This is a genomic window from Hydrogenophaga sp., assembly GCF_050182545.1.
Taxonomy (GTDB): Bacteria; Pseudomonadota; Gammaproteobacteria; order Burkholderiales; family Burkholderiaceae_C; genus Hydrogenophaga.
In genome coordinates, this window is record NZ_JBFXCD010000022.1 from 23,520 (window position 1) to 50,467 (window position 26,948).

A 26,948-nucleotide genomic window follows, 5' to 3' on the forward strand; every position below is an offset into this window, starting at 1 on the left:
AAGCGCGGGACGCTCTTGATGCTGGTGCGGCTGGCGGGGATCGAACCCACGACCCTCGGCTTCGGAGGCCGATACTCTATCCACTGAGCTACAGCCGCAACGCCCGCGATTCTACCAGCCGGGGGGCGCACGCCCGGGTTGCCGCAGGGGGCTTGGCTATAATCACGGGCTGTTTTGCCCCGCTCCGCGACGGGCACGCCCCACTCCCTTCCCGGCACCGATTCGCCACCCTTGAGGACACCATGAGCGACCACGCGCACGACGACGAACACCACACCGGCCCGATCAAGACGCCCACGCAGTTGCTCTGGACGTCTTTCTTTGCGTTTGTCGCCCCCATCTTCATCATCATCGGCCTCGTGTACTACGTGGTGTCGGGTGACAAGCCCGCAGCTGGCGCGGTGGACATGGAACAGGCCACCGCGCAGCGCATCCAGCGCGTGGGCACGGTGGAGCTGCGCGACGCCAACCGTCCATTGGCGTCCGGCGAATCGGTGTACAACGCGCAATGCGTCGCCTGCCATGGGGCTGGCCTGGCGGGCGCGCCGAAGCTCGGCGATACCGCCGCCTGGGCCCCGCGCATTGCCACGGGCTATGACGCCCTGCTGACTTCGGCGCTCAAGGGCAAAGGCGCCATGAGTGCGCAAGGTGGTGGCGCCTTCCGCGACGCGGAGATCGGGCGCGCGGTGGTGCACATGGCCAACGCCTCGGGCGGCAAGTTCCCGGAACCGCAAATGCCGGCACCCGCAGCCGCAGAAGCCACCCCTGCCACCGCGGCGGCACCTGCTGCGGTGACCGCTGCCGCTCCCGCGACCGCTGCGGCCGCACCTGCCCCGGCGGCGTCTACCACCGTGGCTGCTGGTGCGGGCGAAGCGCTTTACAAGCAGGCCTGCGCCGTGTGCCACGTGGCCGGCGTGGCGGGCGCGCCGAAGTTCGGCGACAAGACCGCATGGGCGCCACGTGTCGGCACGGGCCTGGACGCCCTGACCGCCACGGTGATCAAAGGCAAGGGTGCCATGCCGCCCAAGGGTGGCTCGACCGCATCGGATGCCGACATCAAGGCCGCTGTGCAGTACATGCTGGCGGCGGTGCAGTAAGCAGCGCTGCAAGGCCCCAAAAAAGCCGGTCCACTGACCGGCTTTTTTGTGGTCGCGCCACAGGCAGATCAGGCGTGCGGCTGTCGTCGCTGGGGGCTTTGCACAAAACCGTACCGCGTGGGCAGGGCGGACGCCACCACCTGATGTGGCGACCAGCGACCCGCTTCCACCCGTTCGGCCGCTTGCACCATGTCGGCACTGTGCACCAGGCCGACGCCGGCATCGGTGACCAGATACAGCCTGCCGGATTCATCCAGCAGGCTGTCTTGCACGTGAACCGGCGCACCCGTGTGAGACAGCACACGCCCATCGGGCTGCAAGCGCCAGATCCAGGGCGTGGCCTCCAGCTCCACGTACACCCGTTGCGGCCCATTCTGGAAGTACCAGCGGCCCTGTTCGTCCACCGCGTAGTTGCGATGGATGAAGTCGATCAGCTTCTCGTGCTGCAACAACGAACCCTTGCTGTCAGGAAACGGGCCGGCGGCCTGCGTGCGGTCGTCGCGCATGTACCAGTTGCCTCGCGCGTCCAGCCCCAGCCATCCGTAGCAGTGCGGCACATTGGGCCATTTGGCCATTGCAGCCTTGACGATGTCGTCCATGGCGGTGATTGTCATAGGTGGGCGAGCAGCCAGTTTCCCACGGCTTCGGGCATGGCACGCACATGGCCGGGAAGGCCGAAGGGTCCTTGTGACACCGGGAACCCGACATGCCCCCCCTGCGGGGGCTGCCACAACACGACGCTGGCGCTGGTGTCTTGCGGGCCCGGCAACGACGCCGCAGGCACGAAGGGATCGTTGCGGGCGTTCAAAGCCAGCGCGGGTACGCTGATGCGGTGCAGAACCGGCTTGGCCGACGCGCGAGCCCAGTAGTCTTCGGTATCACGAAAACCGTGCAACGGGGCCGTGAAGAGGTTGTCGAACTCGTAAAGATCGCGCGCCACCAGCAGCGCCTCGCGGTCGAACAGACCGGGATGCTGCTCCAGCTTCTGCAACGCCTTGGGCACCATGGAGCGCATGAACATGCGGGTGTAGACCAGCCGGTTGAAGCCACGCCCGATGGCGTGACCGCCGGCGGCGAGATCGAGTGGTGAACACACCGAGGCGATGGCACGCACCCGCTGCTGCGCTTCCTGTCCCATTTCCCCGGCCCAGCGCATCAGCGCGTTGCCGCCCAGCGAAACACCCACGGCCAGCAGCGGGCGGTCGGGGTTCTCGGTGGCGAAGCGGCGCAAGATCCAGTCGATCTCGGCGAAGTCGCCCGAGTGGTAGGCGCGCGGCGCGTGGTTGAGCTCACCCGAGCAACCTCGGAAATGCGGCACCGCATAGGCCAGCCCGTGAGCCGCAGCAAAGTCGGCGAAGGCCACGGCGTACTGGCTGGCCGACGAGCCTTCGAGGCCGTGAAACAGCACCAGCAGCGGCGCGTGCGAATCACTCGCGTGCAAGGCCTCATCCACGTCGACAAAATCGCCGTCAGGCGTGCTCCAGCGGCTGCGCCGCCAGCGAGGCGCAGGCCCGAAGTGGCGGCGCGCCACCAGCGCGGCCCACAGGGTCTGGGTGTTGCCACCCGGCAGCCACCAGGGCGCGCGGTATGCAAAATCGCTGTCGCGTCTCAATGCAACACCGGCTTGCTGGTGAGGACCTCGAGCGGCTCCGCGCGCGAACCCGGGCTGGCGTGGTGGGCCAGCATGCGCCAGCCCTGCGCGGTCTTGGCGTACACGTTGGTCGCGACCACCCAGGCGTGCTGCGGGCCGTCGTCCGTCATCACGGCCACACGTTCGACCACGCTGTGCACGCTGCAGCTTCCCGCGTCCAGCCGGCGGACTTTCTCGGCGTGAGCCTGCACGCTGCCGCTGGCAAACATGGCCTCGAAGGCGGCGCGCACGGCGGCATGTCCCACGAGGCGCGGGCCACCGGGGTGCACGCAGACAATGTCGTCCTCGTCCGCCCAACAGGCCATGAGCCGTTCGATGTCGGCGTGCTGCATGGCGTCGTAGAACGCCGCCTCCGTGTCGTCCGGCGAGCCGGGAGGAAGTTTTGGTTTGCGCATGCGGCGTATTTTGCCGCCTGCGCAGGCGTCGCTCTCATGCCGTATCCCCCTGGCGCACCACCATCGTCGCAGCCCCCAAGGGTATAGTGCCGCGGGTCGGGGCATCCAATTCCGCGGAGGTTTCATGCGCACCCCCATTCAACGTCTGTTCTTCTGGGCCGCGGCCTTGCTGCTTGGCACCAGTCTCACCGGCTGCGGCTACAACGACTTCCAGCGCCTGGATGAGCAGAGCACCTCGGCTTGGTCCGAGGTGCTCAATCAGTACCAACGGCGCGCGGACCTGATCCCCAACATCGTGGCCACCGTGAAGGGCGAGGCGAACTTCGAACAGGAGACGCTTACCCGCGTAATCGAAGCGCGTTCCAGGGCGACTTCGATCCAGGTCACGCCTGAGACACTGAACGACCCGGCGACGATGCAGCAGTTCCAGGCGGCGCAAGGCGAGTTGGGCAGTGCGCTCAGCCGCCTGATGGTGGTGGTAGAGCAATACCCCAACCTCAAGGCCAACCAGGGCTTCAGCGATCTCCGCGTGCAACTCGAAGGCACCGAGAACCGCATCACCGTCGCGCGCAACCGCTACATCCAGGCCGTGCAGGAGTACAACGTTCTTGCGCGCAGCTTCCCCACCAACCTCACCGCCATGGTGTTCGGCTACGGCCCCAAGGCCAACTTCCAGGTGGCCAACGAGGCGGCCATCTCGACACCGCCCGCAGTGGACTTCAAGAAACCATGACGCAGCGCCTGGCCCGGTCGCTGCTGGCGCTGGCGCTGTGGCTCTTGCCGGTGTGGACGCTCGCGCAGGGCCTGCAACCCATCCCCGAACTGCGTGCGCGCGTGATCGACCAGACCGGCACGCTGGATGCAGCCAGCATCGCGGCGATCGAAGCCAGGCTCGCCGCGTTCGAACAATCGAACGGCTCGCAGGTGGTGGTGGTGATGGTGGGGACCACCGCCCCCGAAGACATTGCCGACTACACGCAGCGCCTGGGCGATGCCTGGAAGATCGGCCGGCGCGACGTGGGCGACGGCGTGCTGTTCGTCATCGCCAAGGACGACCGGCGCCTGCGCATCGCCCCCGCGAAGACGCTCGAAGGCGCGATTCCCGACCTAATGGCGCGACGCATCATCGATGGCGCGGTGACGCCAGCGTTCCGCCGCGGCGACTACGCGGGCGGCATCGAGGCGGGGTTGGACCAGATCCTTGCGCGCATACGCGGCGAGGACTTGCCCCTGCCCGCCAGCCAAACCGCACGCACAGGCGGTGACGCCGGCGATTTCGAGTGGATGGAAGTGCTCGTCTTTCTGGTATTCGCCGTGCCCATGTTTTCGGCCGTGTTGCGCGGCATCTTCGGCAACAAGGTTGGCGCTCTGCTGACCGGGTTGGGCGCGGGTGCTCTCGCCTGGCTGCTGACCACGGTGGTCTGGGTCGCGATTGGCGCCGGGCTGCTCGGCATGCTGGCCGCGCTGTTCCTGCAATTCCTGCCGGCACCCACAACCGGAGGCCCTGGTCGGGGTGGTCGCGGCAAGGGTTGGGGCGGTGGTGGCTTTGGTGGTCGCAGCGGGGGCTTCGGCGGAGGGGGCGGCTTCAGCTCAGGCGGCGGTGGCAACTTCGGTGGTGGCGGCGCGTCGGGCGGCTGGTAACGATGGAGCGCACACAAGCATGAACAAGCTGCTTCGCATCCTCAAACACCGTTGGCTCGACGCCTCGGACATCACCCGCGCCCTGCCCGACGACATGGCCGAACGCCTGGCGCGCCGCGTGGCCGCCAGCGAGGGCCGGCACAGCGGCGAGGTCCGGCTGTGCGTGGAGGCGGCGTTGCCCACGAGCTATCTCTGGCGCATCAACGCGAACACGCCGTTGCCGATCATCGTGCGCGAGCGTGCACTGACCTGGTTCGGACGCCTGCGCATCTGGGACACCGAGCACAACAACGGCGTGCTGATCTACCTGCTGCTGGCCGAGCACGCGATCGAGTTCGTGGCCGACCGCGCGCTCGCACGGCGTGTGAGCCAGGCCGAATGGCAGGCCATCGTGGACCGGCTGGGAACGCGCCTGCGCGAAGGTGCGTTCGAAGACGGGCTGACGCAAGCCCTGGAGGAGGTGTCTGCCCTGCTGGTTCTGCACTTCCCCGCCGCAGCGGATGAAGGTCGGCGCAACGAACTGGCGGACAGCGTCGTGCGCCGCTGAGTCCTCAGCCGCGCACGCCGCGCTTGTCCGGGGTGGCGCGGCTGTTCAACGCCACGTTGAGCTCCTGCTGCAGCGCCTTGTTCATCTGGGCAAAGGTCTTGAGCTTGCGCGTGGTCTCGCGCAGCCGATCGGCCATGCGCTTGGAGATCGCGAGCAACAGGCGCGACCCGAGCTTGGGGTCCTCCTTGAGCAGGCGCATCAGGGCCGTGCGCGATAGCACGGCAGCGGCAATGTCGGTGTTGGCGGTGCAGGTGGCCGAGCGCGGGGCGCCGTCGAGTACGCCCATCTCGCCGATCAAATGACCTGGCCCCATGATGTTCACCACCATGCTCTCGTGCAGCCCTGGCAATTCGTTCTCCACCGCGATATCGCCCTCAAGCACCAGCAGCATGTAGTCGGTCTGCCTGACCTCCCCTTCCTGGATGATCACGGTGCCGGCCTTGATGAGCTTGGGGCGCATGTAACCCACGATCTTCAGGGCGTCGCCCAGCGTCAGGTCGGCCAGCGCGGAGGAGGTGACGAGCAAACGGGCCGCCACTTCTTCGGGAGCGGTGTCCGGACTCTCGAATATGGAAGACATGTCGCGCTCGGTTCCTTGTGCTTGTCTCGTTGCAGGATGTTATTCGCTCTGGCGCGAGCCGACTTGCAGCGACCAAGAAAAAGACCGGCACAGGGCCGGTCCATCTCCGAGAAGCAGCGCGGGGCCTTACTTCTTCTGGCGGTACTTGCGCAGCGCAGCAATCTGCGCGGCCATGACCGCCAGTTCCGACGTGGCCTTGGCCAGGTCGAGGTCGCTCTGGGCATTCTTCACGGCTTCCTCGGCCTGTCTGCGCGCCTCGGTGGCCTTGGCCTCGTCCAGGTCGCCGCCGCGGATGGCGGTGTCGGACAGGACCGTGACATGGTGGGGTTGCACTTCCAGAATGCCGCCCGCCACGAACACGAACTCCTCGCCGCCCTCGGCCCTCTCGATGCGCACGGCACCGGGCTTGATGCGGGTGATCAAGGGGGTGTGCCCGGGCAGAATGCCCAGCTCACCGGCCTCACCTGGGAGCGCCACGAACTTGGCCTCGCCGGAGAAGATGGACTCTTCGGCGCTGACCACATCGACGCGGATGGTACTCATGGAATTTCCTTGGGTTGGGCGTTGAGCGCTGAGCATTGAGCGCGCGGGGGCGTCTGCTCAGTCCCCGCTCAACGCACTACGCTGAACGCTGAACCTCGGCTCAGGCGACCTTCTTCGCCTTTTCAAAGGCTTCATCGATGGTGCCGACCATGTAGAACGCCTGCTCGGGCAGGTGGTCGCATTCACCGGCGGTAATCATCTTGAAACCGCGGATCGTTTCGGATAGCGGCACATATTTCCCAGGTGAACCCGTGAACACCTCGGCCACGTGGAACGGCTGCGACAGGAAACGCTGGATCTTGCGGGCGCGGGCCACGGCCAGCTTGTCTTCAGGCGCCAGTTCGTCCATGCCCAGAATGGCAATGATGTCGCGCAGTTCCTTGTAGCGTTGCAGCGTGCCTTGCACGGCACGCGCGGTTTCGTAGTGTTCCTGGCCCACCACCAGCGGGTCGAGCTGGCGGCTGGTGGAGTCCAGCGGGTCCACGGCGGGGTAGATGCCCAGCGCAGCAATGTCACGGCTCAGCACCACGGTGGAGTCCAGGTGGGCGAAGGTGGTGGCGGGCGACGGGTCGGTCAAGTCATCGGCTGGCACGTACACGGCCTGAATGGACGTGATCGAGCCGACCTTGGTGGAGGTGATGCGCTCCTGCAGTCGGCCCATTTCTTCGGCCAGCGTCGGCTGGTAGCCCACGGCGGAGGGCATGCGGCCCAGCAGGGCGGACACTTCGGTACCGGCCAGGGTGTAGCGGTAGATGTTGTCCACGAAGAACAGCACATCGCGGCCTTCGTCGCGGAAGGATTCGGCGATGGTCAGACCGGTCAGGGCCACGCGCAGACGGTTGCCCGGAGGCTCGTTCATCTGGCCGTAGACCATGGCCACTTTCGACTCACCCAGGTTCTCCAGGTTCACGACGCCGGAGTCGGCCATCTCGTGATAGAAGTCGTTGCCCTCGCGGGTGCGCTCACCCACGCCAGCGAACACCGACAGACCGCTGTGCGCCTTGGCGATGTTGTTGATGAGCTCCATCATGTTCACGGTCTTGCCCACGCCGGCACCACCGAACAGGCCCACCTTGCCACCCTTGGCGAACGGGCACACCAGGTCGATCACCTTGATGCCGGTCTCCAGCAGCTCTTGCGAGGGCGAGAGTTCGTCGTAAGCGGGGGCCTTGCGGTGGATTGAGGCGGTCAACGCCTGGTCGACAGGGCCGCGCTCGTCGATGGGCGCGCCCAGCACGTCCATGATGCGACCCAGCGTGGCCTTGCCCACGGGGACCATGATGGGGTTGGCGGTGTTGGACACCACCATGCCGCGGCGCAGGCCGTCGGAGGAGCCCAGTGCAATGGTGCGCACCACGCCGTCGCCCAGCTGCTGCTGCACTTCCAGCGTCAGCGCGGAGCCTTCCATTTTCAGAGCGTCATAAACGCGCGGCATCTGATCGCGCGGAAATTCCACGTCCACGACGGCGCCGATGCACTGGACGATCTTGCCTTGTACTTGAGACATGATGAATACCTTCTGTTTTCTCTGGATTCTGTTGGGCGGCTGCTGCTTCAGACCGCGGCGGCGCCGGCGACGATTTCCGAAAGTTCTTTCGTAATCGCGGCCTGGCGGGTCTTGTTGTAGACCAGCTTGAGTTCACCAATGACGCTACCAGCGTTGTCGGTCGCGGCCTTCATGGCCACCATGCGGGCGGACTGCTCGGAAGCCATGTTCTCGGCCACCGCCTGATACACCTGGGCTTCCACGTAGCGCAGCAGCAATTCGTCAATGACGGTGGCGGCATCGGGTTCGTAGATGTAGTCCCAGTCGCGGCCACCCGCGTTGTCCTGGATCGTGTCCGCGCTGAGTGGCAGCAGCTGCTCGATCACCGACTCCTGCTTCATCGTGTTGATGAACTTGGTGTAGCACACGTAGACAGCGTTGACGCGCCCCTCGGTGTAAGCATCGAGCAGCACCTTGACAGGGCCGATCAGCTTCTCAAGATGCGGCGTGTCGCCAAGACCCGTCACGCTGGAGACGACCTTCGCGCCAATGCGGTTGAGGAAGCCCAGACCCTTGTTGCCGATGGCCACGGCCTGAGCGTCCTGGCCTTTGGCCTGCAGCTCCTTGAGCTGGTTGGTCACGGCACGCAGCACGTTGGTGTTGAGGCCGCCACACAGACCCTTGTCGGTCGTGACAACGACAAAACCGGCGGTCTTGGCGTCGTTGGTCTGCATGAAGGGATGGGTGTACTCAGGGTTCGCCCGGCTCAGGTTGCCGGCGATCTGGCGCACCTTCTCGGCGTAAGGGCGAGCCGCGCGCATGCGCTCCTGCGCCTTGCGCATCTTGGAGGCTGCGACCATTTCCATGGCTTTGGTGATCTTCTTGGTGTTCTCCACCGATTTGATCTTGCCGCGTATTTCCTTGCCTGCTGCCATTGCTGCTCCTTTATCGGGTCAATGGGCCGGTTCAGTACGTGCCGGTTTTCTTGAACTCGGCGATGGCCGCCGACAGTTGTGCTTCTGCGTCCTTGTCCATGGCCTTGTCGGACTCCAGTTTGGTCAGCAGGGCAGCCTGCTTGTCCTTGAGGTGCGCATGCAGGCCCGCTTCGAAGGACAGCAGCTTCTTGACGTCGACGTCATCCATGAAGCCCTTGTTCACGGCAAACAGCGAGGCGGCCATCAGGCTGATGGACAGCGGGCTGTACTGCGCCTGCTTGAGCAGTTCGGTCACGCGGGCGCCGCGGTCGAGCTGCTTGCGGGTGGCTTCGTCGAGGTCGGAAGCGAACTGCGCGAAAGCCGCCAGTTCACGGTACTGCGCGAGGTCGGTACGGATGCCGCCTGACAGGCTCTTGATCAGCTTGGTCTGGGCGGCGCCGCCGACGCGCGACACCGAGATACCGGCGTTGATGGCGGGGCGGATGCCGGCGTTGAACAGGCTGGTTTCCAGGAAGATCTGGCCGTCGGTGATCGAGATCACGTTGGTCGGAACGAATGCGGACACGTCACCGGCCTGCGTTTCGATGATGGGCAGTGCGGTCAGCGAGCCCGTCTTGCCTTTGACTTCGCCCTTGGTGAAGGCTTCGACATAGTCGGCGTTCACGCGGGCTGCGCGCTCGAGCAGGCGGCTGTGCAGATAGAACACGTCGCCGGGATAGGCTTCGCGGCCCGGCGGACGACGCAGCAGCAGGGAAACCTGGCGGTAGGCCACGGCCTGCTTGGACAGGTCGTCATACACGATCAGGGCGTCCTGCCCACGGTCGCGGAAGTACTCGCCCATGGTGCAGCCCGAATAGGCCGAGAGGTACTGCATCGCAGCCGACTCGGAGGCCGAGGCGGCCACGACAATGGTGTAGTCCATCGCACCGGCTTGTTCCAGGGCACGCACCACGTTCTTGATGGACGACGCCTTCTGGCCGATGGCGACGTACACGCAGGTCATGTTCTGACCCTTCTGGTTGATGATCGCGTCGATGGCCACTGCGGTCTTGCCGGTCTGGCGGTCACCGATGATCAGCTCGCGCTGGCCGCGGCCCACGGGCACCATCGAGTCGATCGACTTCAGGCCCGTCTGCACCGGCTGGTCCACAGATTTGCGGGCGATCACGCCCGGGGCGACCTTCTCGATCACGTCGGTCATCTTGGCATTGACCGGACCCTTGCCATCGATCGGCTGGCCCAGGGCGTTGACCACGCGGCCAATCAACTCGGGGCCCACCGGCACCTCCAGAATGCGGCCCGTGCACTTGACGGTATCGCCTTCGGAAATGTGCTCGTATTCGCCCAGAATCACGGCGCCGACGGAGTCGCGCTCGAGGTTCAGCGCCAGACCGAAGGACGGCACGCCATCCTTGTTGGCGGGGAATTCCAGCATCTCGCCCTGCATCACATCGGACAGGCCGTGAACGCGGACGATACCGTCGGTAACCGACACCACGGTGCCCTGGTTGCGCACGTCAGTCGACGCGGCCAAGCCCTCAATGCGGGACTTGATCAGTTCGGAGATTTCGGCGGGATTGAGTTGCATGACTCTTTCCTTCTTTCGTTAAATGGTGTGCAGGCTCGCCCGGAGTATCGACCGTCAGGCCGTCAGGGCAATCTTCATTTGTTCCAGGCGGGCTTTGACCGACGTGTCGAGCACCTCGTCTCCCACGACCACGCGGATGCCGCCGATCAGATCGGGCTGCAACTCGACGTGGAGGTTCAGCTTGCGTCCAAAGCGCTTCTCCAGCACGCCGGAGAGATCGGCCAGCGCGCTGCTGTCGACTTCAAAGGCGCTGTAGACCACGGCGTCGAATGACCCCAGCTGCGCGTTCTTCAACGCGCGGAACTGGGCCGCGATCTCGGGCAGGGCCGCAATGCGGCCGTTGTCGATCACGGTGCGCAGGAAGTTCTGGCCCTGAGCGGGCAGTGCGTTCTTGAGCACCCCGCTCATAAGCGTGAACACCTGCTCGGGCAGGGCCTTGGGGCTGTCGGCAAACTGTCGCAGCTGCTCGTTGGCGGCCACAGCAGCCAGCTCATCGAGCCAGACTGCGGCGCTGGCCGCGTCAGAGCCCACAGCCTTGAACAGCGCTTCCGCGTAGGGGCGGGCAATGGTGGCGATTTCTGCCATGGTGGTCCTTTGGGTGCCGGTCGCTGGCGTCGTGGGGCGGGATCAGAGCTCGGTCTTCAGGCGGCTCAGCAACTCGGCGTGAACGCCGGCGTTGACTTCGCGCTTGAGAATCTGCTCGGCACCTTTGACGGCCAGAGCGGCCACCTGCTCGCGCAGGCCTTCACGGGCCTTGATGACCTGTTGCTCGGCTTCCTGGCGCGCGGCCGCGACAATCTTGGCGGCTTCGTCGGTCGCCCGGGCCTTGGCCTCTTCAATCACGGCCTGGGCCCGGCGCTCGGCATCGGCCAGGCGGGTGGCCGATTCGTTGCGCGACTTGCTGAGCTCTTCCTCGACCCGCTTGTTGGCCACGGCCAGTTCGGACTTGGCCTTCTCGGCGGAAGCCAGGCCTTCGGTGATCTTCAACGCACGTTCGTCCAGCGCCTTGGCGATCGGGGGCCACACGAATTTCATCGTGAAAAGCACCAGGATCGCGAAGACGACGATCTGCGCGAAGAGGGTTGCATTGATGTTCATCGCAACGCCTTTCTGTGTAGGGACAAGAGGTGGGATGCACCTGCTGCGGCATCAGCGGAAAACCGGGCGGCGAAACGGCTGGGCCGATTCGCCGGGGCGCCGCAGCGCGGGGCAGCAGACCGATCAAGCCAGCGTGAAGGGGTTGGCGAAGGCGAACAGCAGCGCGATGGCCACACCGATCAGGAAGGCCGCATCGATCAGACCGGCCAGCAGGAACATCTTGGTCTGCAGGTCGTTCATCAGCTCGGGCTGGCGCGCACCGGACTCAAGGAACTTGCCGCCCATCATGCCGATGCCGACAGAGGCGCCCAGGGCACCCAGACCGACGATAAGACCGCAAGCCAGTGCGACGAGACCCAGAACGTTTTCCATGATGACTCCTTAGAAAGAAACGAAAGTTGAGAGAGGGAAAGTAACGAAAGAAACCGGATGCACCAATCAGCGCACGTCAGTGAGCGTCATGCGCCTGCCCGAAATAGATCAGGGCCAGCATCATGAAGATGAACGCCTGCAGGGTGATGATCAGGATGTGAAAGATGGCCCAGATCGAGCCCGCGATGATGTGCCCAATGAAGAACAGGCCACCTCCCAAGGACAGCGCGGCAAAACCACCCAGCAGCGCGATCAGCATGAACACGAGTTCACCGGCGAACATGTTGCCGAACAGTCGCATGCCATGGGACACGGTCTTGGCGACAAATTCGATCATCTGCATGGCGAAATTCACCACGCCAAGCAGCAAGGCAAAGAGCGGGTTCTTGCTGGTGCCGAAAGGCGCGCTCACCAATTCATGCGCCCAGCCGCCCAGGCCCTTGATCTTGACGTTGTAGTACAGGCAGAGCAGGAACACGGAGATGGACAGGCCCAGCGTGGTGGACAGGTCGGCCGTGGGCACGACGCGCAGGTAATCGGGATAACCCATGGCCGGGCCGGCGGCGTGCCAGATGGCGGGCAGCGCATCCACCGGCAGCAGGTCCATGAAGTTCAGCATGAAGATCCAGCAGAACACCGTGAGCGCCAGGGGAGCAATCAGCTTGCGGCTATGCGCGTTGTGAATGACCGACTTGGCCTGGCTGTCAACCATCTCGACCAGGATCTCGACGGCCGCCTGAAAACGGCCCGGCGTGCCGGACGTGGCCTTGCGCGCGGCCAGCCAGAGCACGAAGCAGACCAGCGCACCCAAGAGGACGTTGATCACCATCGAATCGATGTTGATCACGGAGAAGTCGACGATCGACTCCTGCTTCTTGTTCGTCAAGTGAACCAGGTGGTGCCGGATGTATTCACCGGGGGTCAGCGCATGTCCTTCAGCAGCCATGTTTGTTTGATTCCATCAACCGTTTCAGTTTGGACGACGGGTCTGGATCCAGAATCCAAACCAGTACACCTTGATCACCACCACCAGCCCCACCAGCAAGGCCAGCCAGTTCAGGTCAGGGACGACTCTGGGCGCAGACCACAACATGGCCACCGACAGCAGAATCTTGACCCCCTCCCACAACACGAAGCTCATGAACATCGAGACCACATGCCCCGACGATCGACGGGACAGGGCGCTCGCTGTCATGCCCCAGGCCATCAAGGCCGTCGGGACCACCACCGATGCTGCGCCATACAGCACGGAAAGAACAACCGACACCTGCCGGGTGAACACCCAGCCCAAGGCCCCTGCTGCCATTCCAACCAGCAACTGCACCATCACGATCCGCCAGGCCGACAAACCGGGCTGAGCGGCACGCCACCGAACCGCTTCCTCGCGGTCCAGGGGCTTGAATTCGGGGTCTTGCTCCCCATCTTCCCAGTTGCCTGGGTCGGGCGCCTTCGACGTCACCGGGGGCATTGTCGACATGGCAAATGACAGATGGGTTACGGACACATGCATTTCGGCACAGCCGTTGATTATACGTAGAAACCCCATGCGGTCGTCAAGGCGAGCCGACGGACAAGGCAGCCTTGGCCCACGCGGCCGATAATCCCGCCATGACACCTGCCGCTGCGGGCAATGCCCCTCTTCTTCCCGACACGTTGTGCTATCTCAATGGCGAGTACGCACTGCTGCGCGACGCCAAAGTCAGCGTGCTGGACCGCGGCTTCATCTTCGGCGACGGCGTCTACGAGGTCTTGCCGGCCTATGGCGGCAAGCTGTTCCGGTTCGAACAGCACATGGCGCGGCTGGAGCGCTCTCTGGCCGAACTGCGCATCCGGAACCCACTGACGCGCGAGGAGTGGCTGGCGATCGCGCGCCGTCTTGTGGCGTCCCTGCAGGACAGCAAGGGCTTTGCCCACCAGTTGATCTACTTGCAGGTCACGCGCGGTGTCGCCGTGCGCGACCACGTCATGCCACCCGACCTCGCGCCCACCGTGTTCGTGATGGCCGGTGAAATGAAGCTGGCCACCGCAGCGCAGCGCGAGCATGGCGTGGCCTGCGTCACGGCCGACGACTTTCGCTGGCAAAAGGCACACATCAAGAGCACCAGCCTGCTTGGCGCCGTGTTCTCGCGCCAGATCAGTGCCGATGCCGGTGCGATCGAAACCGTGATGTTCCGCAACGGCTTCCTGAGCGAGGCAGCGGCCAGCAATGTGTGGGTGGTCAAGGGTGGCGCCGTGCTGGGCCCGCCCAGGGACCACCTGGTGCTCGAAGGCATCCGCTTTGGCCTGATCGAGGACATTTGCCGCGAGCAGGGCCTGCGCTTCGAGCTGCGCCGCATTTCGCGCGCCGAGGTGCTGGCCGCCGATGAGCTGTTGCTTTCATCGGCCACCAAGGAAGTGCTGCCCATCACCACGCTGGACGGCACCCCTGTGGGGCATGGCACGCAACGCGGCCTGCCCGGCCCGGTGTATGCCCGCCTGTATGCCGGCTACCAGCAGGCGGTGGCAGCGCAGTCGATCTGAACCTGTAACCCGGCCATGGACCTGCCCCCCGATATTCCTCCCGAGCAGTCGCTCATCACCTACCCCAGCGACTTTCCCATCAAGGTCATGGGGCACAACGTCGAGGGCTTCGTCGAGGCCATGGTGCACGTCGCGCGCGCCTTCGATCCGGGCTTCGATCACCAAACCGTCGAGCGCCGCCCGAGCAAGGCCGGCAACTACCTGGGGCTGACGCTCACGGTGCGCGTCGTCAACCGGGAACAGCTCGACGAGCTCTACCGGACCCTGACCACGCACCCGATGGTCAAGATCGTTCTGTGAACATCCGCCCGCTGGGCCGGGTGGCCTATGCCCCCACCTGCGAGGCCATGCAGGAATTCACCGCGCAACGCGAAGCCGCTACGCCCGACGAACTCTGGGTCTGCGAACACCCTCCCGTGTTCACACAAGGTCTGGCGGGGCGCGATGACCACCTCCTCGCGCCCGGCGACATCCCCGTCGTACAGACCAACCGCGGCGGTCAGGTGACCTACCACGGCCCCGGCCAGGTGGTCGCCTATCCCTTGATCGATCTCCAGCGCGCGGGCTACTTCGTCAAGGAGTACGTCTACCGGGTCGAGGAAGCCGTCATCCGCACCCTGGGCCACTTTGGCGTCACCGGCCACCGTGTCGCCGGTGCGCCCGGCATCTACGTGCGGCTGACCGATCCGGGAGACCATGCCATGCTGCCGCAGCGGCCACAGAAGCGCCTGCCCGGCGCGCCCCTGCCTGCCCCCGACTTCGCCGGCCTGGGCAAGATCGCCGCGCTGGGCATCAAGGTCAGTCGCCACTGCACGTACCACGGCGTGGCGCTCAACGTGGCCATGGACCTGCAACCCTTCCAGCGCATCAACCCCTGCGGCTACGCCGGTCTGCAAACCGTCGACCTTTCTACAATCGGGGTGGCCGTTTCATGGGATGAGGCGGCACAGGTCCTGAGCCAGAAGCTGGCGACCACCCTCTCTCCCTGATCCAACCCGCGCCCCTGGCGCCCACGCCATGACCCGCCCCGACACCCCCACCGCTCCCGCCAGCAGCACCGTCCGCGACGCGCAACCGGCGGCCAGCTACGACGCCACGGCCAAGCAGAAGAGCCAGGCCAAGACGGCGCGCATTCCCATCAAGGTGGTGCCCGCCGAGGTGCTCAAGAAGCCCGAGTGGATCCGCGTCAAGGCCGGCAGTCCGACCACGCGCTTCTACGAAATCAAGGACATCCTGCGCAGCAACAAGCTGGTGACGGTGTGCGAGGAAGCCAGCTGCCCCAACATCGGCGAGTGCTTTGGCAAGGGCACGGCGACCTTCATGATCATGGGCGACAAGTGCACGCGGCGCTGCCCGTTTTGCGACGTCGGCCATGGCCGCCCCGACCCGCTGGACGTTGACGAACCCGACAACCTCGCCAGAACGATCGCCCAGCTCAAGCTCAAGTACGTGGTGATCACCAGCGTGGACCGTGACGACCTGCGTGACGGCGGTGCCGGCCATTTCGTCTCCTGCATCGAAAAGACCCGGGCCCTTTCGCCGCAGACACAGATCGAGGTGCTGGTGCCCGATTTCCGCGGCCGGGACGACCGCGCGCTCGACATCCTCAAGGCCGCGCCGCCCGACGTAATGAACCACAACCTCGAGACCGTTCCGCGCCTGTACAAGGAAGCACGCCCGGGTTCGGACTACCAGTTCAGCCTGAACCTGCTGAAGAAGTTCAAGGCACTGTTTCCGCACGTGCCGACCAAAAGCGGCCTGATGGTGGGGCTGGGCGAGACAGACGAAGAGATCCTGGCGGTCATGCGCGACATGCGCGCGCACGGCATCGACATGCTCACCATCGGCCAGTACCTTGCCCCCAGTGGCCACCACCTGCCGGTGCGCCGCTACGTGCATCCGGACACCTTCAAGATGTTCGAGGCCGAGGCCTACAGGATGGGCTTCACGCACGCCGCCGTGGGCGCCATGGTGCGCAGCAGCTACCACGCCGACCAGCAGGCGCACGGCGTGCTGGAAGCACTGGCCAAGTGACATGACCAGGAGCGCGCGCGACCACCTGAGCGTGCGCAACTACGGCGCCTCGCACGGCAGCCACGACCATGGGCACTTCCAGATCCTCGTCGGCCTGGACGGCGTGCTTGAACTCGAAGTGGTCGGGCGCGGGCGGCGCATCGCGGCCGGCGACGGCTGCGTGGTGCCGCCAGGCGAGCGGCACGATTTCGAGGCGCGCTCGGGCGCCTGCTGCCTCGTGCTCGACAGCCATGCCGAAGATTGGGTCCACGTGGTGCCATGCAGCCCCCCTCCCGCGGCTCTCGCTCTGGCGCGCTACCTTGCAAGGGCCTGCGGTGCGGATCTTCCGCGTGCACAGCAATTGGGCCCCGGCCTGTTGCTCGAAGCCTGGTCCACGCCACCAGGCAGTGCCGCCGCACCACGCCGTCCCCGCCGCTCCGTCGACTGGAGTGCCCTGGCGCGCTGGGCGCTGGACCAGGGACCGCGCGCCACGGTCGCCGACCTGGCCAACCGCGCGCACCTGAGCGCCGCCCAGTTGGCGGCACGCTGTCGGGATGAGCATGGTCAGAGCACCCAGCAATGGCTGCGAGACCTTCGCCTGGCAAAGGCACGCACCCTTCGCACGCAAGGCCTGAGCGTGGCGGACATCGCGCACCGCATCGGCTATCGCTCGCCGTCGGCCCTGACCGCTGCGCTGCGGCGCCGGGCGGGCTGAGACACGCGTTGCGCGACGACAGGCCAGCGCCGCGCGCTGCCGCGCCCCACTAAGCTCGCACACCATGAATGCCAACCTGCTGGCCCTGGGCGCCATCGCGCTGTGGGCATCGCTTGCCGCCTTGGGTGTGGCGCTGTCCCACGTGCCGCCTTTCCTGCTCACGGGCCTGTCGCTGCTGGTGGGCAGCCTGATCGCCTTGCCGCTCTCGCGCTTCGACCTGCGCCGGTGGCGCGTGCCGATGTCCATCCTGGGGCTGGGTGTCTACGGGCTGTTCGGCTTCCACTTCCTGCTCTTCATCGCGCTGCGCCACGCTCCACCTGTGCAGGCCAACCTGGTGAACTACCTGTGGCCTCTGGGCATCGTCGTGATGGCGCCGCTGTTCCTGCCCGGCATGTCCCTCACCGTACGCCACGTAATCGCGGCACTGATCGGGTTCGCTGGCGCGGCGCTGGCCATCCTCGGTGGCGCCGTCGGTGCCGGCGAGGCACGCTGGGCCTGGGGTTACCTGCCTGCGCTGGCCTCGGCCTTCATCTGGGCCAGCTACTCGTTGCTGACGAAGCGGGTGCAGGCCTTTCCCACCGCTGCCATCGGCGGCTTCGCGCTCGCCTCGGGCCTGCTCTCGCTGCTGTGTCACGTGGGGCTGGAGCCTTCGGTGAGCCTGTCCACGCGCGATCTTCTGCTGATCGCCATACTGGGTCTGGGCCCGCTAGGCGGTGCCTTCTTCCTGTGGGACGCGGCGCTCAAGCGCGGGGACGCGCGGCAGATTGGTGTGTTGAGCTTTCTCACGCCCTTGCTGTCCACGCTGACGCTGTTGCTGGTGCGCGGCGAACGGCCAAGCGCAACCGTGGGCGTGGCGGCGCTGATGATCGTCGGCGCCGCGGTAATGGCCACGCGCCAGCCACGCTGAAACTCAGTCCGTCATCAGTGCGGCCGGGTCCTCTGCCGCCAGCACGCTCTGCGCCCAGGTCTGCAGGCGCGTGGTGTCACAACGCAGGATCTGCTGCTTGACCGCGAGGATCTGAGACGGGTGCATGGAAAAGCTGCGCAACCCCAGACCGAGCAGCAGGCGCGTCAGGCTCACATCGCCCGCCATCTCGCCACACACGCTCACACCCTTGCCCTGCGCGTTGCACTGCGAGATGGTGCCAGCCAGTAAGTGCAGCACCGCCGGGTGCACCGGGTCGTACAGGTGGGAGACCGCCTCGTCCGCGCGGTCGATCGCCAGCGTGTACTGGATCAGGTCGTTGGTGCCGATGGAGAGGAAATCAAAATGCCGCAAGAACAGCGGAATGGTCAGCGCCGCCGCCGGCACCTCGATCATCGCGCCCAGCTTCACGTGCCCGTACGGCGTGCCGGCGTTGTCCAGTTGCTCGCGTGCGCGACCAACCAGCGCGAGCGTCTGGCGGATTTCGCTGGCATGGGCCAGCATGGGAATGAGCAGGTTGACCGGGCCATGCGCGGCCGCGCGCAGGATGGCGCGCAGCTGCGCCAGGAACATGGAAGGTTCGGCCAAGCTCCAGCGAATGGCGCGCAGGCCCAGCGCGGGGTTGAGGTGGTCTTCGCCAGAGCGCGAGACGCCGCGCTCCAGCGGCTTGTCGGCCCCCACGTCCACCGTGCGGATGGTCACCGGCAGCCCCTGCATGCCTTCCACGGCACGGCAGTAGGCCTGGTACTGTTCGTCTTCGTCGGGCAGGTTCCCACTGCGCCCCATGAAGAGGAATTCGCTGCGGAACAAGCCCACGCCCACGGCCCCGGCCTTGAGTGCGGCGGCGGTGTCCTCGGGCTGCTCGATGTTGGCCAGCAGTTCGATCTTCTGCCCATCAAGCGTGACGGCGGGCGTGTTCTTCAGCCGCGAGAGCCGCTCGCGCTCGACCTCACCCTGGCGCTGCTTGAAGCCGTATTCGGCCAGCAGGATCGGCGAGGGGTCGACCAGCACCACACCCGCGTCGCCGTCGATGATGACCCAGTCGTCCTGCTTGATGATGTGGCTGGCCGAGCGCGCGCCGACCACGGCCGGGATGTCCATGCTGCGCGCCACGATGGCCGTGTGGCTGGTCTTGCCACCCACGTCGGTGACGAAACCCGCGAACACGCTCTGCTTGAACTGCAGCATGTCGGCCGGCGAGAGATCGTGCGCGATCAGCACCAGAGGGGCCTCTGCCGAGCCGTCACCCGAATGCCGCGGATCCTCAGCGCCTGCCGCAACAGGAGACGCCACGCCGCGCATGAAGCGCAGCATGCGCTCGACCACCTGCTCCAGATCCGCCTTGCGCTCGCGCAGGTACGGGTCTTCCATCTCGTCGAACTGGCGCGCGATCACCTCCAGCTGCGTGGTCAGCGCCCATTCGGCGTTGTAGTGGCGGTCGATGATCCAGTGCTTCACGCCACTGGTGAGCTGCTCGTCCTGCAGCAGCATGAGGTGTACGTCGAGCAGCGCGGTGAGTTCGGGGTGCGCGTCATTCGGGCCGAGGTCGTGCAGGCTGTGCTGCACCTTGGTGATTTCCTCGGCCACCGCGTTGCGCGCCTGGCGCAGACGCTCGATCTCGCTCTCGATCTGATCGACCGGAATGAAATAGTGCGCCACATCCACCCGGCTGGACGCCACGATCACGGCCCTTCCGATGGCAATGCCTCGGGAGACAGCCAAGCCATGGACCGAGATGGTCATGTCATTCGCCTTCGCCGAACTTGTCGTTGATGAGCGCCACCAGCGCGTCCATCGCCACCTGCTCGTCCTGCCCGGCGGTCTCGATCTCGACCATGCTGCCCAGCCCGGCGGCCAGCATCATGACGCCCATGATGCTTTTGGCGTTGACGCGCCGCTCGCCGCGCGACATCCAGACATCGCTGGCGAAGCTGCCAGCGAGTTTGGTGAGTTTGGCCGACGCGCGCGCGTGCAGGCCGAGCTTATTGCTGATGGTCACGGTGGTCTTGATCATGGGTGGCTCGTCGGGCCTGGTTTTGTGGGGCGGTCACCGCCACCTGGATCACGCCTTGCGTCGCACCGATCATGGCGCGCGAAATCAGTGCGTCCAGGGACTCATGCCGGTACGACACGGTACGCAACAGCATGGGCAGATTCACGCCCGTGATGAGTTTGGAGTTGATGCCGTCGATGAGCTTCTGCGCCACGTTGCAGGGCGTGGCGCCGAACACGTCCGTCACCACCAGCGTCTGCGGCCGGTGCATCTGGCGCATCAGCGCACGCGCCTGTGCCAGCGACTCTTCCGGCGGCACATTGGGCTGCACGTCCAGGGCGGCGACGGCGTCGGCGCTGTCGGGAAAGACGTGCAGCACGCACTGTCGCAGGGCCGAAGCCAGCGGTGCGTGCGCCATGATGAGGATGCCGTTCATGGCCGCAGTTTAGCCCGGCAGCCGCTCTGCAGCGCGGCCCAGGTGGGCGCGCAGGAAGACTGCGTAGGCCAGCACGCCACAGGCCCCGAAGATCGCAATGGCGCTGCGATAGCGGTCGGCCTCGCTGCCGCCGAACACGCCCAGCGCGTCGATCAGCAGCCCGATGCCCCATTGCACGGCGAACACACCGGCAAAGATGGCCAGGTTGTAGGCCGAGAGGGCGCGCCCGGCGGCCTCGGCAGGAAGGGCGAGTGCCACGGCCGGCTGCGACAACGAGACAAAGGTGCAGCTCACGCAGTACAGCGCCCACAGCGGCCAGCCCGCGTCGCCGCCCAGCAGCACGATGGCGCCCAGCACGACGAAGCTCAGCGGCAGGCCCCAGGCGATCAGGCGCTCGGGTTGCCACCCGTGACGCACCAGGTGCGGGTTGACCACTCCCCAGAGCCAGAAGGTGCACAGCATCGAAAGGTTGATGGCGAACAGTCCGCCCGCGGCCTCTTGAGGTGTGTAGCCCGCCACCTGCACCATCCAGGGCCCGGCCCACAGCGTCTGCACCGCCACCATGCCGCCGTAGTTAACGAAGCCGATAGGCAGCATCTGTCGGAAATAGGGGTGGCGCCAGATCATCCCGTAGCCACTCGCCGGGGGCGCAGCAGGCACATCGACCAGCGCGGCGTCCGGCTCGCTGCGGCGCCAGTGAGGCACGGTGAGGGCGATCCCCACCATCGACAGCACGACGAGCGCGGCCAGCGCCCAGAACAACCCGCGCCAGCCAGTCAGGGGCATGAGCCACTGCACGGGCAGGGTGGCGGCCACCATGCCGAAGGAGCCGGTCATCAGCATCCACGAGTTCGCGCGCATCTGCGCACCGGGTGAGAGCCAGCGGCGGTAGCCTGTGAGCGGCGCCATCAGGCACGCGCTCACGCCCATGCCGATGAGCACGCGCGCGGCCAGCAGCGCGGTGAAGCTGGTGGCCACCGCGAAGGCCACGCAGCCCAGCACGGCCACGCTCAGAAAGGCCAGGATCACCCGGCGCGGGCCATGGCGGTCCAGCCAGCTGCCCAGCGGCAACTGTGTCAGCGCAAAACCGAAGAAATACCCCCCAGCCAGCAGGCCGAGATCACTCGCGCTGAGCGCCAGTTCCACGCTCAGCGTGGGCGACAGCGTGGCCGTGATGGCACGCAGCAGCGCCGAGAGGAAATAGGCCAGCGCGAACGCCAGAAAGACCAGGATCGCCGCGCGAGACGCGAGCACCTCGCTGACAGAGGCGGCAACGGCGCTGGTGGCGGCACTGTCGTGGCGCACTGGGCCTGGTCGCTGTGCCCGCGTCATGGCAGCTTCAGTCCGTCGAAGAAGGTCGATGTCACCTCCTGTGCGAGCACCGGGCCGTACACCGCCGCCTGGTAGACCTGCGTCCCGCTTGAAAAATGCACCGCCCGCATCTGCACCGGCTGGCCTGAGTGGTCGCGACCCTGCGCGCTCAGCCCGGAGGCGGAGGGAGCACCGCGCACCGTGGCATTCCAGCGCGTGGCGGGATCATCGGCACGGGCCGGCTCCACGCGCACCGCGCCCAGCGTGGCGCGCCGCCAGCCGTCCACGGCGGCGGGCACGCGCCCGGCAGCACCCATGTCCGCCCAGGCCACCGCGAAGGTCAGTCCGCCGGTGTCGCAGCTGTGCATGTGCAGCTCTACCGGCGCCGCACCGTCCAGCGAGACCTGGCGCGTCGCGGTTTCGGGTTTGCACGGCATCAGAGCCTGCAAGGGTGTGCCTTCGGGGCGAAGCTCGCGCCAGTTGAAGGTGGGGGAGCAAGCTCCCAGGGCCAGCAAGGCGGCGACCGCGAACAGGCACGGGCACGGACGGCGGCACGGCGCGCAGCCGGTGACGGGAACAGACATGGATTTCCAGCGAGACGGGCCACGGCCGGGACACCGCAGCAGGGGTGGCCTCGCGCACAATGGCGACATGAATGCTCTGGATGGTATCCGCATACTGGATCTCTCGCGCGTGCTCGCCGGCCCTTGGTGCACGCAAACCCTGGCCGATCTCGGCGCCGACGTGGTGAAGGTCGAACGCCCCCCTGGCGATGGTCATCCGGGCGGTGACGACACGCGCGGCTGGGGCCCGCCATTCCTGCGCGGGCGCGATGGAGCCGACACCGCCGAGGCCGCCTACTACCTCGGCACGAACCGCAACAAGCGCTCCATCACCTGCGACATCGCCTCACCCGCCGGCCAGGCGCTGATCCGCGAGCTGGCCGCCCGGGCGGATGTGTTCGTGGAGAACTACAAGGTCGGCGACATGGCGCGCTACGGGCTGGACTACCCCGCGCTGCGCGCGATCAACCCCCGGCTGGTGTACTGCTCCATCACCGGTTTCGGCCAGACCGGCCCCTACCGGGAGCGCGCGGGTTACGACTTCGCGATCCAGGCCATGGGCGGCCTCATGAGCGTGACCGGCGAGCGCGACGACCTTGCGGGCGGTGGCCCGCAGAAGGTCGGCGTGGCGGTCTCCGATCTGTTCACCGGCCTGTACGCCACGGTGGCCATCCAGGCCGCTCTGCGCCACGCCGAACGCACCGGCGAAGGCCAGCACATCGACATGGCGCTGCTGGACACGCAGGTGGCGATGCTCGCCAACCTGGGTGCCAACTACCTGGTGCGCGGCCGCGAGGAAGGCAAGGTGCCGGGCCGCGCCGGCAACGCGCACGCCAACATCGTGCCGTACCAGGTGTTCGAGGTCGCGCCCGACGCGCAGGGGCAGGCCCAGCACATCATCCTGGCGGTGGGCAACGACGGCCAGTTCGCCAAGTTCTGCGCCGTCGCAGGGTGCCCGGAACTGGCCACCGACCCGCGCTTCGCCCTGAACCAGAACCGCGTGCGCCACCGCGACGTGCTCGTGCCTCTGCTGGCCGATGTCCTCAAGACGCGGGGCAAGGCCGACTGGCTGTCCGCGCTGGAAGCCGCCCGGGTACCCTGCGGCCCGATCAACAACCTGGCCGAGGTGTTTGCCGACGCGCATGTGCGCTCACGCGAGATGGTGCACACCTGGGCGCATCCGCTGGCGGATGCCGTGGACCTGGTGGCCAGCCCGATGAAGCTGGGCGCCACCCCGGTTCGCAACGACCTGCCTCCGCCCCTGCTGGGCCAGCACACCGCCGAAGTGCTAGGCGACTGGCTGGCGATGCCACCTGACCGCGTGGAAGAACTGCGCCGCGGCGGCGCTGTCTGAGCCCGCTCTGCGGACTTGCCCCATGAACGAAACCCGCCCGCCCGAACAAGCCCTGCCGACCCCAGCGTCGCTGCGTGGCGCGGGCCTGGCCGCCGCCGCGCGTGGCGAACCGCTGGTGGTCATGACCACACTGGAAGGCTGTCCGTACTGCGCCATCGTGCGTGGCCACTACCTGCTGCCGATGCGGCGCGAGGGCACGGTGCACGCTGTGCAACTCGACGTGCGCGACCGACGCAGCAGCCTGCAGGGATTCGATGGGCAACTGACCACGCCGGCCGGGCAGGCGCGTGCCTGGAACGCCCTGTTCACGCCGACCGTGCTGTTCTTTGGCCCGGATGGCCGAGAACTCGCCGAGCGCCTGGTGGGCGTCGCAGTGCCCGATTTCTATGGCGAGTACCTTGAAGCTCGCCTCGCCGAGGCACGTCAGAAGCTCAGGTAGACCGGCGGCTTCCGCCGCGCAGGTCACTTCAGCGCGCCAAACACTTTCTTGAGGATCGCGCTGCCGGTGCCCACCGGGTCCTGGCGGATCTTGCGCTCCTCCTCGCCGATGATGGTGTAGAGCCCGTCCAGCGACTTGCCGGTGACATAACGCTGGATGTTGGCGTCCTCCGACTTCACCAGTCCAAAGCCAGCGGCTTTGCCCGCGACCCGGTTGTACTGCTTTGCCAGGCCCACTTTTTCGGTGGCCTGGGTCACGATGGGCAGGAATTTCTCGCCCAGTGGCGTGCGCGTTTTCTCCGCGAAGAACTGCGTCACCGAGTTATCGCCACCCCCCAGGATGTTCTTGGCGTCGGTCACGCTCATCGACTTCACCGCCCCCAGCAGCACATCGCGCCCGACCGGCACAGCCGCCTCGGCCGCACGGTTCATGCTGGTCACCAGCTCGTCCACCCGCTTGCCCTGTCCGGTCAGCTTGAGCAACCGGGATGCGTCCTCAAGATACCCGGGCAAAGGAATCCGAACTTTTGGATTGCCCAGGAATCCATCAGTCTTGCCGAGAAGAGCCACCGCCGCCATGGCGCCCTTTTCAAGCGCCACCTTGATGCCCTGGCTGGCATCGCCTTCGGTGAGGTCCCCCAGCGAGATCGCCCTGGCCTGCCTGTGGACGGCGAGGATGAGCAAGCCCAGCATCGCGGGGGTGGACTGGGTAAACTGGCGGCGCTGCATGGCGGTTCCTCCGGGTGGCAAGCAGTTCAATGAAAGACGTGGGGCAATGTAGCCCCCGGGAAGTGAAAAGACAATGACCGATCTCAGCCCCGACGGCCTGCGCCGCCGCCGCAGCCTCAAGGCCGCCGCCGCGCTCGGTGCTGTCAGTGCACTTGGCCTGGGCGCCTGCGCCGGCCGCGACAGGGCACCCGATTCCACCTTTGTGCTGCTCGACGGCAGCAAGGCCACCACCGCCGACCTCAAGGGCAAGGTGACCTTGGTGAACTTCTGGGCCACCACCTGCGTGACGTGTGTGAAGGAAATGCCCTCCATCGTCGCCACCTACCAGAAGTACCAGGACAAAGGCTTCGAGACCGTGGCCGTTGCCATGGAATACGACCCACCGTCCTGGGTGCTCAATTTCGCGCAGACACGCCAACTGCCGTTCAAGGTGGCGTTGGACAACACCGGCGAGATCGCCCGGCAGTGGGGCGAGGTCAAGCTCACACCCACCACCTACCTGGTGGACAAGCAGGGCCACATCGTCAAACGTTTTGTGGGCGAGCCGGATTTTGCGGCGCTGCACAAACAGATCGAGGAACTGCTGGCACAGGCCTGAACCTGCGCCAGCGCGGGCCTCAAGAACAGAAAAGCCGGGGCGACGACCCCGGCTTTTCTGTTGCTGCAGGTGGGCGCGTACATCGCATGCGCCCTGACGCATTCACTCCTTGCGGAAGTTGTCGTGGCACGCCTTGCAGCTCTGCCCCACCGCGCCGAAGGCGGTCTTGATGGCATCGAGGTTGCCGGTCTTGGCTGCGGCATTCAACTTCGCGGTCTCGCCCTGCAGGCGTTCCGAAGCGTCCTTGAACTTGGCCTGTTCCGTCCAGATCACGGGCAGCGCACGGGTATCGCCCTTGTCCGTTCCGGCCACAAAACCTTCCCACGGCAGCTTGCTCATGGTCTCCACCAGGGCGGCACTGTCGGCGGCCACCTTGGCATCGAACGGGATCCGGCCATTCGCCATGGCACCGATGCGCCCGAAGTGGTTGGCCATGACGGTCAGAGCGGCCTTGCGGTATTTCACCGCGTCCTACGGCTTCTGGAACTGCGCCAGGGCGGGCGCTGACAGGGAGGCGAAAGCAACGGCCAATGCAAGCGGGGCGACTGTTTTCATGAAAACTCCTGAACAAATCAAATGTGTGGGAGAGGCGATGTGGCTCTGCGGCCACCCGCAGAGGAGTGCGGGGGTCAAACCAAAGTTCCGCAGGAACTGTTTTCCCGGGTATCTTCTCCATACGGCGTTGCCCCACCATTCACCTTTGCTGCCACGCACCATGTACACCATCCGCGTCTGGGACCTGCCCACCCGTCTGTTCCACTGGCTGCTGGCCCTCTGCGTCGTAGGTTTGGTGGTCACTGGCAGCCTAGGTGGCAATTGGATGAACTGGCATCTGCGTCTGGGTTACGCCGTTCTGACCCTGCTGCTGTTCCGGCTGGTGTGGGGGTTCATAGGCGGACACTGGTCGCGCTTTTCCAGCTTCCTCTACGGGCCATCGGCATTGCTCGCGCATCTGCGAGGCCGCGGCCGACCCGAACACGACGTGGGGCACAGTCCGCTGGGCTCGCTGTCGGTGTTTGCGCTGTTGCTGATCCTGTGCGCCCAGGTGGGCACGGGTTTGATGAGCGACGACGAGATCGCCTTCTTCGGCCCCCTGGTGCGCTTCGTTTCAGGTGACACCGTGTCCCTGGCCACCAGCTATCACAAGAACGTGGGCAAGTTCATCGTGCTGGCGCTCGTGGCGCTTCACCTGGGCGCGATCCTTTTCTACAAGCTGGTGAAACAGCAAAGCCTGGTGCGCCCTATGGTCGTGGGCGACAAGCTGCTCGCTCACGACCTGCCCAGCGCGCGCGACACCGTAAGCAGCCGGCTGTTGGCGCTTGTGGTGCTGATCGTGTGCGGGGCAGGAGTTGCCTGGCTTGTCTCACTGGGCAACGCCTTCTGAGATCGCCTCAAGGCTGTCGTATAGTGGCTGCCACGC

Annotated in this window: 34 protein-coding genes and 1 tRNA gene; 14 read left to right on the plus strand and 21 right to left on the minus strand. The window is 66.0% G+C overall.

Annotated elements, in window-relative coordinates; genetic code table 11:
• Positions 1-22 precede the first annotated feature (22 nt).
• Positions 23-98 (minus strand) — tRNA-Arg (locus AB7P10_RS17850).
• Positions 99-242: 144 nt separating this feature from the next.
• On the opposite strand from AB7P10_RS17850, the gene AB7P10_RS17855 reads away from it, so the two are divergent.
• Positions 243-1,097, plus strand: a complete 855-nt coding sequence (locus tag AB7P10_RS17855; RefSeq protein WP_428295204.1) for a c-type cytochrome — start codon at positions 243-245, stop codon at positions 1,095-1,097.
• Positions 1,098-1,165: 68 nt separating this feature from the next.
• On the opposite strand, the gene AB7P10_RS17860 is transcribed toward AB7P10_RS17855, so the two are convergent.
• Genes AB7P10_RS17860 through AB7P10_RS17870 form a run of 3 tightly spaced genes read right to left on the minus strand, consistent with a single transcriptional unit; the run spans position 1,166 to position 3,143 of the window.
• Complete coding sequence (locus AB7P10_RS17860; RefSeq protein ID WP_428295205.1) at positions 1,166-1,696, minus strand: DUF2946 family protein; 531 nt, start codon at positions 1,694-1,696, stop codon at positions 1,166-1,168.
• 11 nt (positions 1,697-1,707) lie between these two features.
• A complete protein-coding gene (locus AB7P10_RS17865) occupies positions 1,708-2,709 on the minus strand; it encodes a YheT family hydrolase (protein WP_428295206.1) in 1,002 nt (333 codons plus the stop codon).
• Positions 2,706-3,143 (minus strand): YybH family protein, encoded by a 438-nt coding sequence (locus AB7P10_RS17870; RefSeq protein WP_428295207.1) that lies wholly within the window; start codon positions 3,141-3,143, stop codon positions 2,706-2,708. The genes AB7P10_RS17865 and AB7P10_RS17870 overlap by 4 nt, the downstream gene beginning before the upstream one ends.
• A gap of 124 nt (positions 3,144-3,267) precedes the next feature.
• On the opposite strand from AB7P10_RS17870, the gene AB7P10_RS17875 reads away from it, so the two are divergent.
• The 3 genes from AB7P10_RS17875 to AB7P10_RS17885 are packed head-to-tail and all read left to right on the plus strand — an operon-like array spanning position 3,268 to position 5,331.
• Entirely contained in the window at positions 3,268-3,876 is a 609-nt protein-coding gene (locus tag AB7P10_RS17875; RefSeq protein ID WP_428295208.1) for a LemA family protein, read from the plus strand.
• Positions 3,873-4,784, plus strand: a complete 912-nt coding sequence (locus AB7P10_RS17880) for a TPM domain-containing protein (RefSeq protein WP_428295209.1) — start codon at positions 3,873-3,875, stop codon at positions 4,782-4,784. Before AB7P10_RS17875 ends, AB7P10_RS17880 begins: the two co-directional genes overlap by 4 nt.
• Positions 4,785-4,803: 19 nt before the next feature.
• Positions 4,804-5,331: a TPM domain-containing protein gene (locus AB7P10_RS17885; RefSeq protein ID WP_428295210.1), complete on the plus strand. Its 528-nt coding sequence runs from the start codon at positions 4,804-4,806 to the stop codon at positions 5,329-5,331.
• Between the two features lie 4 nt (positions 5,332-5,335).
• Here the strand turns inward: AB7P10_RS17885 and AB7P10_RS17890 are convergent, their stop codons facing one another.
• The 10 genes from AB7P10_RS17890 to AB7P10_RS17935 form a co-directional block, all read right to left on the minus strand.
• The gene (locus AB7P10_RS17890) at positions 5,336-5,911 is read right to left on the minus strand and encodes a cyclic nucleotide-binding domain-containing protein (RefSeq protein WP_428295211.1); all 576 of its coding nucleotides are present in this window, start codon (positions 5,909-5,911) and stop codon (positions 5,336-5,338) included.
• 126 nt (positions 5,912-6,037) lie between these two features.
• Positions 6,038-6,454: a F0F1 ATP synthase subunit epsilon gene (locus AB7P10_RS17895; RefSeq protein ID WP_428295212.1), complete on the minus strand. Its 417-nt coding sequence runs from the start codon at positions 6,452-6,454 to the stop codon at positions 6,038-6,040.
• 100 nt (positions 6,455-6,554) lie between these two features.
• Complete coding sequence (atpD, locus tag AB7P10_RS17900; protein WP_428295213.1) at positions 6,555-7,961, minus strand: F0F1 ATP synthase subunit beta; 1,407 nt, start codon at positions 7,959-7,961, stop codon at positions 6,555-6,557.
• Between the two features lie 47 nt (positions 7,962-8,008).
• Positions 8,009-8,875, minus strand: coding sequence for a F0F1 ATP synthase subunit gamma (gene atpG / locus AB7P10_RS17905; RefSeq protein ID WP_428295214.1), 867 nt, complete (start codon positions 8,873-8,875; stop codon positions 8,009-8,011).
• 31 nt (positions 8,876-8,906) lie between these two features.
• A complete protein-coding gene (gene atpA, locus AB7P10_RS17910) occupies positions 8,907-10,463 on the minus strand; it encodes a F0F1 ATP synthase subunit alpha (RefSeq protein WP_297652803.1) in 1,557 nt (518 codons plus the stop codon).
• A 54-nt stretch (positions 10,464-10,517) separates the two neighbouring features.
• A complete protein-coding gene (locus AB7P10_RS17915; RefSeq protein ID WP_428295215.1) occupies positions 10,518-11,048 on the minus strand; it encodes a F0F1 ATP synthase subunit delta in 531 nt (176 codons plus the stop codon).
• 42 nt (positions 11,049-11,090) lie between these two features.
• Positions 11,091-11,561 (minus strand): F0F1 ATP synthase subunit B, encoded by a 471-nt coding sequence (locus AB7P10_RS17920; protein WP_428295216.1) that lies wholly within the window; start codon positions 11,559-11,561, stop codon positions 11,091-11,093.
• A 123-nt stretch (positions 11,562-11,684) separates the two neighbouring features.
• Positions 11,685-11,933, minus strand: a complete 249-nt coding sequence (gene atpE / locus AB7P10_RS17925; protein ID WP_077334647.1) for a F0F1 ATP synthase subunit C — start codon at positions 11,931-11,933, stop codon at positions 11,685-11,687.
• Between the two features lie 76 nt (positions 11,934-12,009).
• Positions 12,010-12,879 (minus strand): F0F1 ATP synthase subunit A, encoded by an 870-nt coding sequence (gene atpB, locus AB7P10_RS17930; protein WP_428295217.1) that lies wholly within the window; start codon positions 12,877-12,879, stop codon positions 12,010-12,012.
• Between the two features lie 24 nt (positions 12,880-12,903).
• Positions 12,904-13,392, minus strand: coding sequence for an ATP synthase subunit I (locus AB7P10_RS17935; protein ID WP_428295218.1), 489 nt, complete (start codon positions 13,390-13,392; stop codon positions 12,904-12,906).
• Between the two features lie 149 nt (positions 13,393-13,541).
• Here AB7P10_RS17935 and AB7P10_RS17940 point away from each other — a divergent pair, with 149 nt between their 5' ends.
• The 6 genes from AB7P10_RS17940 (at position 13,542) to AB7P10_RS17965 (ending at position 18,088) form a co-directional block, all read left to right on the plus strand.
• On the plus strand, positions 13,542-14,453 hold the full coding sequence (locus tag AB7P10_RS17940) for a D-amino acid aminotransferase (protein ID WP_428295219.1): 912 nt from the start codon (positions 13,542-13,544) through the stop codon (positions 14,451-14,453).
• A gap of 15 nt (positions 14,454-14,468) precedes the next feature.
• On the plus strand, positions 14,469-14,753 hold the full coding sequence (locus tag AB7P10_RS17945) for a DUF493 family protein (RefSeq protein WP_428295220.1): 285 nt from the start codon (positions 14,469-14,471) through the stop codon (positions 14,751-14,753).
• Between the two features lie 47 nt (positions 14,754-14,800).
• On the plus strand, positions 14,801-15,442 hold the full coding sequence (gene lipB / locus AB7P10_RS17950) for a lipoyl(octanoyl) transferase LipB (protein ID WP_428295239.1): 642 nt from the start codon (positions 14,801-14,803) through the stop codon (positions 15,440-15,442).
• Positions 15,443-15,470: 28 nt separating this feature from the next.
• Positions 15,471-16,487, plus strand: a complete 1,017-nt coding sequence (lipA, locus tag AB7P10_RS17955; RefSeq protein ID WP_428295221.1) for a lipoyl synthase — start codon at positions 15,471-15,473, stop codon at positions 16,485-16,487.
• Position 16,488: 1 nt separating this feature from the next.
• Positions 16,489-17,181, plus strand: coding sequence for an AraC family transcriptional regulator (locus tag AB7P10_RS17960; RefSeq protein WP_428295222.1), 693 nt, complete (start codon positions 16,489-16,491; stop codon positions 17,179-17,181).
• Positions 17,182-17,245: 64 nt separating this feature from the next.
• Positions 17,246-18,088 carry a DMT family transporter gene (locus AB7P10_RS17965; protein WP_428295223.1) on the plus strand — a complete coding sequence of 281 codons (843 nt, stop codon included), beginning with the start codon at positions 17,246-17,248 and terminating at the stop codon, positions 18,086-18,088.
• 3 nt (positions 18,089-18,091) lie between these two features.
• Here AB7P10_RS17965 and ptsP read toward each other — a convergent pair whose 3' ends face one another.
• Genes ptsP through AB7P10_RS17990 form a run of 5 tightly spaced genes read right to left on the minus strand, consistent with a single transcriptional unit; the run spans position 18,092 to position 22,430 of the window.
• A complete protein-coding gene (gene ptsP, locus AB7P10_RS17970; protein ID WP_428295224.1) occupies positions 18,092-19,849 on the minus strand; it encodes a phosphoenolpyruvate--protein phosphotransferase in 1,758 nt (585 codons plus the stop codon).
• 1 nt (position 19,850) lies between these two features.
• The gene (locus AB7P10_RS17975) at positions 19,851-20,120 is read right to left on the minus strand and encodes an HPr family phosphocarrier protein (protein ID WP_297652759.1); all 270 of its coding nucleotides are present in this window, start codon (positions 20,118-20,120) and stop codon (positions 19,851-19,853) included.
• The gene (locus AB7P10_RS17980; protein ID WP_428295225.1) at positions 20,089-20,535 is read right to left on the minus strand and encodes a PTS sugar transporter subunit IIA; all 447 of its coding nucleotides are present in this window, start codon (positions 20,533-20,535) and stop codon (positions 20,089-20,091) included. Before AB7P10_RS17980 ends, AB7P10_RS17975 begins: the two co-directional genes overlap by 32 nt.
• A gap of 9 nt (positions 20,536-20,544) precedes the next feature.
• Positions 20,545-21,867, minus strand: a complete 1,323-nt coding sequence (locus AB7P10_RS17985) for an MFS transporter (RefSeq protein ID WP_428295226.1) — start codon at positions 21,865-21,867, stop codon at positions 20,545-20,547.
• A complete protein-coding gene (locus tag AB7P10_RS17990; RefSeq protein WP_428295227.1) occupies positions 21,864-22,430 on the minus strand; it encodes a hypothetical protein in 567 nt (188 codons plus the stop codon). The genes AB7P10_RS17985 and AB7P10_RS17990 overlap by 4 nt, the downstream gene beginning before the upstream one ends.
• A gap of 67 nt (positions 22,431-22,497) precedes the next feature.
• Here AB7P10_RS17990 and AB7P10_RS17995 point away from each other — a divergent pair, with 67 nt between their 5' ends.
• Positions 22,498-23,763 carry a CaiB/BaiF CoA transferase family protein gene (locus AB7P10_RS17995; protein ID WP_428295228.1) on the plus strand — a complete coding sequence of 422 codons (1,266 nt, stop codon included), beginning with the start codon at positions 22,498-22,500 and terminating at the stop codon, positions 23,761-23,763.
• 22 nt (positions 23,764-23,785) lie between these two features.
• On the plus strand, positions 23,786-24,202 hold the full coding sequence (locus AB7P10_RS18000) for a hypothetical protein (protein WP_428295229.1): 417 nt from the start codon (positions 23,786-23,788) through the stop codon (positions 24,200-24,202).
• 23 nt (positions 24,203-24,225) lie between these two features.
• Here the strand turns inward: AB7P10_RS18000 and AB7P10_RS18005 are convergent, their stop codons facing one another.
• Entirely contained in the window at positions 24,226-24,930 is a 705-nt protein-coding gene (locus tag AB7P10_RS18005) for a DUF4197 domain-containing protein (RefSeq protein ID WP_428295230.1), read from the minus strand.
• 73 nt (positions 24,931-25,003) lie between these two features.
• Here AB7P10_RS18005 and AB7P10_RS18010 point away from each other — a divergent pair, with 73 nt between their 5' ends.
• Positions 25,004-25,528: a TlpA family protein disulfide reductase gene (locus tag AB7P10_RS18010; protein WP_428295231.1), complete on the plus strand. Its 525-nt coding sequence runs from the start codon at positions 25,004-25,006 to the stop codon at positions 25,526-25,528.
• 102 nt (positions 25,529-25,630) lie between these two features.
• On the opposite strand, the gene AB7P10_RS18015 is transcribed toward AB7P10_RS18010, so the two are convergent.
• Positions 25,631-25,993, minus strand: a complete 363-nt coding sequence (locus AB7P10_RS18015; RefSeq protein WP_428295232.1) for a c-type cytochrome — start codon at positions 25,991-25,993, stop codon at positions 25,631-25,633.
• 250 nt (positions 25,994-26,243) lie between these two features.
• Here AB7P10_RS18015 and AB7P10_RS18020 point away from each other — a divergent pair, with 250 nt between their 5' ends.
• Positions 26,244-26,912: a cytochrome b/b6 domain-containing protein gene (locus AB7P10_RS18020; protein ID WP_428295233.1), complete on the plus strand. Its 669-nt coding sequence runs from the start codon at positions 26,244-26,246 to the stop codon at positions 26,910-26,912.
• Positions 26,913-26,948: the final 36 nt, after the last annotated feature.